Source organism: Pseudomonas sp. Pse35 (genome assembly GCF_024519715.1).
Taxonomy (GTDB): Bacteria; Pseudomonadota; Gammaproteobacteria; order Pseudomonadales; family Pseudomonadaceae; genus Aquipseudomonas; species Aquipseudomonas paracarnis.
The window spans coordinates 93949-100907 of record NZ_JALJRP010000021.1 but is presented as its reverse complement, the minus strand read 5'-3'; the positions used below and the strand labels follow the sequence as shown (position 1 = coordinate 100907).

General features: G+C 60.1%; 5 protein-coding genes and 2 tRNA genes. 2 read left to right on the top strand and 5 right to left on the bottom strand.

What is annotated here, in order from left to right; translation table 11 throughout:
* The 4 genes from OC445_RS18250 to uvrB form a co-directional block, all read right to left on the bottom strand.
* A tRNA-Glu gene (locus OC445_RS18250) sits at positions 1–76 on the bottom strand.
* A gap of 80 nt (positions 77–156) precedes the next feature.
* Positions 157–232, bottom strand: a tRNA-Ala gene (locus OC445_RS18245).
* 147 nt (positions 233–379) lie between these two features.
* Positions 380–1861: a glutamate--tRNA ligase gene (gene gltX / locus OC445_RS18240; protein ID WP_032896132.1), complete on the bottom strand. Its 1482-nt coding sequence runs from the start codon at positions 1859–1861 to the stop codon at positions 380–382.
* A gap of 186 nt (positions 1862–2047) precedes the next feature.
* Positions 2048–4063 carry an excinuclease ABC subunit UvrB gene (gene uvrB, locus OC445_RS18235; RefSeq protein WP_003192575.1) on the bottom strand — a complete coding sequence of 672 codons (2016 nt, stop codon included), beginning with the start codon at positions 4061–4063 and terminating at the stop codon, positions 2048–2050.
* 343 nt (positions 4064–4406) lie between these two features.
* Here uvrB and OC445_RS18230 point away from each other — a divergent pair, with 343 nt between their 5' ends.
* A complete protein-coding gene (locus tag OC445_RS18230) occupies positions 4407–5603 on the top strand; it encodes an amino acid aminotransferase (protein ID WP_198790779.1) in 1197 nt (398 codons plus the stop codon).
* Positions 5604–5704: 101 nt separating this feature from the next.
* The gene (locus tag OC445_RS18225; protein ID WP_005789784.1) at positions 5705–5914 is read left to right on the top strand and encodes a hypothetical protein; all 210 of its coding nucleotides are present in this window, start codon (positions 5705–5707) and stop codon (positions 5912–5914) included.
* Here the strand turns inward: OC445_RS18225 and ptrR are convergent.
* Positions 5840–6787, bottom strand: coding sequence for a putrescine utilization regulator PtrR (gene ptrR / locus OC445_RS18220; protein ID WP_233097299.1), 948 nt, complete (start codon positions 6785–6787; stop codon positions 5840–5842). The genes OC445_RS18225 and ptrR overlap by 75 nt on opposite strands.
* Positions 6788–6959: the final 172 nt, after the last annotated feature.

Genomic DNA, 6959 nt, shown 5'->3' with positions numbered 1-6959 from the left:
TGGCGTCCCCTAGGGGACTCGAACCCCTGTTACCGCCGTGAAAGGGCGGTGTCCTAGGCCACTAGACGAAGGGGACACAAACCTTCTGTACATCTGATCAGAGCTGAGACCTGATCAATTCAAGGACGGTGTGGCCGGAACCTTGAACCTGTAAATTGGTGGAGCTAAACGGGATCGAACCGTTGACCTCTTGCATGCCATGCAAGCGCTCTCCCAGCTGAGCTATAGCCCCTCATCGGTGAGGACGGGGCGAATCTTAATGGCGGTTTGGAAACGTGTCAAATTTATTTTCAACAATTTCCAAAATTTTTTGCCGGGATAACAATCACTTACCGACGAAACCCCGGAAAACCGGGGTTTCGTGCCCTAAGCGGCCTGCTTAGGCGATAGCGCCCAGCAGCTTTTCCCATTCCTTGTTTTCTTTCTTCGACACACCACCAAGCAAATCAAGGGCTTGGCGCAGACGGAAACGGGTCAGGTCCGGGCCGAGAATTTCCATCGCATCGAGCACAGACACCGAACTGGCCTGCCCGGTGATGGCGGCAAACATCAGCGGCATGGCATCGCGCAGTTTCAGCTCAAGGGATTCCACCACCGCCTGGATGGTCGCGGTGATCGCATCCTTCTCCCACTGACGCAGGCTTTCAAGCTTCCACAGGATCAACTGCATCAGCTGGCGAACCTGGTCACCGGAAAGCTTCTTGGACTCGAACAGCTTGGGATCGGGATTCACGCCGCCAGCAAAGAAGAAACTGGCCAAGGGCGCGACCTGGCTGAACGTCTCTACCCTGCCCTGCACCAGTGGCGCTATCTTCATCATGTACTCGGGGTTCAACGCCCACTGCTGCACACGGCTGGCGAACTCTTGCACCGGCAGGTCACGCAGCCACTGGCCGTTGAGCCACGAAAGCTTCTCGATATCGAAGATCGGGCCGCCGAGGGAGACGCGGGACAGGTCGAAGTTGTCGACCATTTCCTGCAACGAGAACTTCTCGCGCTCGTCCGGCATCGACCAGCCCATGCGGCCCAGGTAGTTGAGCATCGCCTCGGGCATGAAGCCCATGCGCTCGTAGAAGGTCACCGACGTGGGGTTCTTGCGCTTGGACAGCTTGCTCTTGTCCGGGTTACGCAGCAGCGGCATGTAGCACAGCTGCGGTTGCTCCCAGCCGAAGTATTCGTACAGCAGGATCAGTTTCGGCGCCGATGGCAGCCACTCTTCGCCGCGCAGCACATGGGTGATGCCCATCAGGTGGTCATCGACCACGTTCGCCAGGAAGTACGTCGGCAAGCCGTCGGTCTTCATCAGCACCTGCATGTCCATGCGGTCCCACGGGATCTCGACGTCACCGCGCAGCATGTCCGGCACCACGCAAACGCCTTCGCTTGGCACTTTCATACGAATGACGTGAGGCTCACCGGCGGCCAGGCGCGCAGCCACTTCTTCCTTGGACAACAGCAACGCACGACCATCGTAACGCGGGGTCTCGCCACGGGCCTGCTGCTCGGCGCGCATCTGGTCCAGTTCTTCGGCGGTGCAGAAGCACGGGAAGGCATGGCCCATGTCAACCAGTTGCTGGGTGTATTGCTTGTAGATGTCGCTGCGCTCGCTCTGGCGATACGGGCCATGCGGGCCGCCGACATCCGGGCCTTCAGCCCAGGTAATGCCCAACCAGCGCAAGGCATCGAAAATCTGCTGTTCCGACTCACGGGTGGAACGCAGTTGATCGGTATCTTCGATCCGCAGGATGAATTCACCACCATGCTGCTTGGCAAAGCAGTAGTTGAACAGGGCGATGTAAGCAGTACCGACGTGGGGATCCCCAGTAGGCGATGGCGCAATGCGCGTGCGGACGGTGGTCATGGCAGGTCTCGAATGGGCGATAAAACTGAAAATTGAAACAAGGGGCGAATGGTAACAGCCTGGGGGATATCTGGAAAACCGAGGCGCGGCCATCGCAGGCAAGCCAGCTCCCACATTTTGACCGCATTCACAGATCAATGTGGGAGCCGGGCTTACACGCGATGGGGCCAGCCCAATCAACGCAAATCAAACAGCCAGCAGGCGCTCACGCAACTTGCCAATCTCATCCCGCGTCTGCGCCGCCGCCTCAAACTCCAGATCCCGCGCCAACTGGTACATCTTCTCTTCCAACTGCCGAATCCGCTTGGTGATCTCACTCGGTGAGCGCAGTTCGTTTTCGTACTTGGCGCTCTCCTCGGCGGCCTTGGCCATGCCCTTGCGCTTCTTGCTGCGCGAGCCGGGCACGGTGGCGCCTTCCATGATGTCGGCAACGTCCTTGAACACACCTTTGGGGGTAATGCCGTGTTCCAGGTTGAACGCGATCTGCTTGTCGCGACGACGCTGGGTCTCGCCAATCGCACGCTCCATGGAACCGGTGATGCGGTCCGCATACAGGATCGCCCGTCCATTGAGGTTACGCGCCGCTCGGCCGATGGTCTGGATCAACGAGCGTTCGGAGCGCAGGAAGCCCTCCTTGTCTGCATCCAGGATCGCCACCAGCGATACTTCCGGCATGTCCAGGCCTTCACGCAGCAGGTTGATCCCCACCAGCACATCAAAGGTGCCCAGGCGCAGGTCGCGGATGATCTCCACCCGCTCCACGGTGTCGATATCCGAGTGCAGGTAGCGCACGCGCACGCCGTGGTCGGCCAGGTAATCAGTCAAGTCTTCGGACATGCGCTTGGTCAGGGTGGTGACCAGCACCCGCTCTTCCAGGGCCACGCGCTTGTTGATTTCCGAGAGCAAGTCGTCGACCTGGGTCAGCGCCGGGCGAATTTCGATTTCCGGGTCCACCAGGCCAGTGGGACGTACCAGTTGCTCGATGACGCGGCCCGCGTGCTCGGCTTCATAGTTGCCGGGCGTGGCAGAGACGAAGATGGTCTGCGGGCTGATGGCTTCCCACTCGTCAAAGCGCATTGGTCGGTTGTCCAGCGCCGACGGCAGGCGGAAACCGTATTCCACCAGGGTTTCCTTGCGCGAACGGTCACCCTTATACATGGCCCCCACCTGCGGCACGCTGACGTGGGATTCGTCGATCACCAGCAAGGCGTCGGGCGGCAGGTAGTCATAGAGCGTCGGTGGCGGCGCCCCGGAGTCACGGCCCGACAGGTAGCGCGAGTAGTTTTCGATGCCGTTGCAGTAGCCCAGTTCCAGGATCATCTCCAGGTCAAAACGGGTGCGCTGCTCCAGGCGCTGGGCTTCCACCAGCTTATTGTTGGAACGCAGGTATTCCAGGCGTTCGGCCAACTCGACCTTGATGCCCTCGATGGCGCCCATCAGGGTTTCACGCGGGGTCACGTAGTGGCTTTTCGGGTAGAAGGTAAAGCGCGGCAGCTTGCGGATCACCTCGCCGGTCAACGGGTCGAAGGCCGACAGGCTTTCAACTTCATCATCGAACAGCTCGATGCGGATCGCTTCCAGGTCGGATTCGGCCGGGTAGATGTCGATCACATCGCCGCGCACCCGGAAGGTGGCGCGGGCAAAATCCATGTCGTTACGGGTGTACTGCAGGCTCGCTAGGCGGCGCAACAGTTCGCGCTGGTCGAGTTTGTCGCCACGGTCGACGTGCAGCACCATCTTCAAATAGGTTTCCGGGCTGCCCAAGCCGTAGATGCACGACACCGTGGTGACGATGATCGCGTCTTTGCGCTCCAGCAGTGCCTTGGTGGCCGACAGCCGCATCTGCTCGATGTGGTCGTTGATCGACGCATCCTTCTCGATGAAGGTATCGGAGGATGGCACATAGGCTTCGGGCTGGTAGTAGTCGTAGTAGGAAACGAAGTACTCCACCGCGTTGTTGGGGAAGAACGCCTTGAACTCGCCGTAGAGCTGCGCCGCCAGGGTTTTGTTTGGCGCCAGCACCAGGGTCGGGCGGTTGGTCTGGGCGATCACATTGGCGATGCTGAAGGTCTTGCCAGAACCGGTCACCCCAAGCAGCGTCTGGTGCGCCAGGCCGGCCTCGATGCCTTCGACCATCTGACGAATGGCTTCCGGTTGATCGCCGGCGGGTTCAAAACGGGTAACGAGCTGGAAATCCGACATAACGTACCTCGTGAAGTCACCCCAGACTCGACACCGCCAGGGACGAAATAGCTCAGCAACCCGCGAATAGTCATCGCAGGTTGCAGGAAAAAACCATGATAGCTGTAGAAGTGGTGTCGAATGTGACGGGTTTCAAGGCCGTCTTCCTACACGACCTTTATCGTCAATGTTGCAATAAGACTAACGGTCAGCAAATAAACCGAAAAACTTGGCCGAAAAGCCGTTTCCGTTGTCGCTCTCAGCCGTGATGGCCTCTATACTAGCTCCCCGTTTGTGCACCGCTCTAGTGCATTCGGCTGGAGCGCGACACGTCCCTCCTACCCCCCATAGAGCTGCCGCAAAAATGAGCCTGTTCTCCGCTGTCGAAATGGCACCACGCGATCCAATCCTGGGCCTCAACGAAGCATTCAACGCCGACACACGAACCACCAAGGTGAACCTTGGCGTGGGCGTTTACTGCAACGAGGAGGGGAAGATTCCACTCTTGCGTGCCGTTGCCGAAGCGGAAGCCATTCGTGTGGCGCAACATGCCGCCCGAGGCTACTTGCCAATCGACGGCATCGTGGCGTACGACCAGGCCGTGCAAAAGCTGCTGTTTGGCGCTGAGTCGCCACTGTTGAGCGCAGGCCGTGTGATTACCGCCCAGGCCGTGGGCGGCACTGGCGCGCTGAAAATCGGCGCCGACTTCCTCAAGCAACTGCTGCCCAACGCCGTCGTCGCCATCAGCGACCCAAGCTGGGAAAACCACCAGGCGCTGTTTGAAAAAGCCGGTTTCCCGGTGCAGACCTACCGCTACTACGACGCCGCCACCCACGACGTGAACCGTGCCGGCCTGCTCGAAGACCTCAACGCCCTGCCGCCACAGTCCATCGTGGTGCTGCACGCTTGCTGCCATAACCCGACCGGCGTCGACCTCAGCCCGGCCGACTGGCAAAACGTGCTGGACGTGGTCAAGGCCAAGAACCTGGTGCCGTTCCTCGACATGGCCTACCAGGGCTTCGGCGATGGCATCCACGAAGACGCCGCCGCGGTGCGCCTGTTCGCTGAGTCGGGCCTGACCTTCTTTGTATCCAGCTCGTTCTCCAAGTCGTTCTCGCTGTATGGCGAACGCGTAGGCGCGCTGTCGATCGTCAGCGAGTCCAAGGAAGAAAGCGCGCGCATCCTGTCTCAGGTCAAGCGTGTGATCCGCACCAACTACTCCAACCCGCCGACCCACGGCGCAGCCATCGTCGCCGCCGTACTCAACAACCCGGAACTGCGCGCCCAGTGGGAAGCCGAACTGGCCGAGATGCGCCTGCGCATCCGTGGCATGCGCGAGCAGATGGTGGCCGAACTGGCCAAGGCTGCTCCAGGCCATGACTTCAGCTTCGTCGGCCGCCAGAGTGGGATGTTCTCCTACTCCGGTTTGAGCGTTGAGCAAGTCACCCGCCTGCGCACCGAATTCGGGATCTATGCGCTGGATACCGGTCGCATCTGCGTGGCGGCGCTGAACCAGTCGAACATTGGTGCAGTGACCAAGGCGATTGTGCAGGTGCTGTAAGAGAGCACACGTTATACGAAGGGGGAAGCCAATGGCTTCCCCCTTTTTATTGGCGAACACACTAGACTGAACATCGACTGCCCCCTTGCTGTGAGAGCTTTATGAGAAACGACGACCTGGATCTGCGCGCCGACCGCGACGAACTGCACGACTACGCCCCACGCGCACCGCAAGCCAAGCGGCAGAAGAGCTTGGTGCTGCAGGTAGCGCTGGGAGTATTCCTCGGTGGGTTGGCGTTATGGTTGGTACAACTGGGCGCGACGGCAATCATGGCCAAACTGGCCATGGGCACCCTGCAATTTGGTGGCTGACCCGCTCCTACAAAACCCGCGTTCTTCCAGCAGTTTTACAAAGCTGTTCAAACTCTGCGACACCGTGCCCCGCCGCCAGATCAGCCAGGTATTCAAGATACGGAACGTGTCGGGCAGCGGCCACACACTCACCGCCGCACAACCCGGCATACTCTCCAGCATACTGCGCGGCATCAGCGCCAGCCCGGCCCCGGCGCTGACACAGGCCAACATGCCGTGGTACGACTCGATCTCGAAGATCCTGCCCGGCACCGCGCCATCCTGTGAGAACCAGCGTTCGAAGTGATGCCGGTACGAGCAGTTGGAACGAAACGTATAGATGTTCTCGCCATTCACATCCTGGCCGCGGGTGATCGGCGCATGATGCAGTGGCGCAATCACCACCATCTCTTCCTCGAACACCGCCACACCCTCTAGCGTGGAATGCAGCACCGGCCCATCGACAAAGGCCGCCGTCAGCCGGCCCGACAGCACACCTTCGATCATGGTGCCCGAGGGACCCGTGCTCAGGTCTAGCTCGACCTTGGTGTATTGCTGGTTATACGCCGCCAGTAACGCAGGTATACGCACGGCCGCCGTGCTCTCCAGCGAGCCCAGGGCAAAGGCGCCTTGGGGCTCCTCCCCCGCCACCGTCGCACGGGCTTCTTGCACAAGGTCGAGAATGCGCCGCGTATAGCCAAGGAAATTCCACCCGGCCGGCGACAGGCGCAGGCGGCTTTTCTCGCGGATAAACAACTCCACGCCCAGGTCCTGCTCCAGTTGTTTGATGCGCGTGGTGAGGTTCGATGGCACGCGATGAATCAACTGCGCGGCGGCGCTGATGCTGCCTTGCTCGGCAACGGCCTTGAAGATTTCCAGCTGCACCAGATCCAAATCATTCTCCAATCATGTACATGATCGTTCCCACGCTCTGCGTGGGCACGCTGCCTCGGACGCTCCGCGTCCGATCGTTGGCGCATAGGTCTTTGACGCGGAGCGTAATGGGATGCATTCCCACGCAGAGCGTGGGGGACGATATAACATTCTCGAATTGAGAACATATTGC

Bases quoted from the DNA above. Each gene is read 5' to 3' on its own strand.
- gltX (WP_032896132.1), bottom strand. From the start codon at position 1,861: ATGACCACCGTCCGCACGCGCATTGCGCCATCGCCTACTGGGGATCCC.
- uvrB (WP_003192575.1), bottom strand. From the start codon at position 4,063: ATGTCGGATTTCCAGCTCGTTACCCGTTTTGAACCCGCCGGCGATCAA.
- OC445_RS18230 (WP_198790779.1), top strand. From the start codon at position 4,407: ATGAGCCTGTTCTCCGCTGTCGAAATGGCACCACGCGATCCAATCCTG.
- OC445_RS18225 (WP_005789784.1), top strand. From the start codon at position 5,705: ATGAGAAACGACGACCTGGATCTGCGCGCCGACCGCGACGAACTGCAC.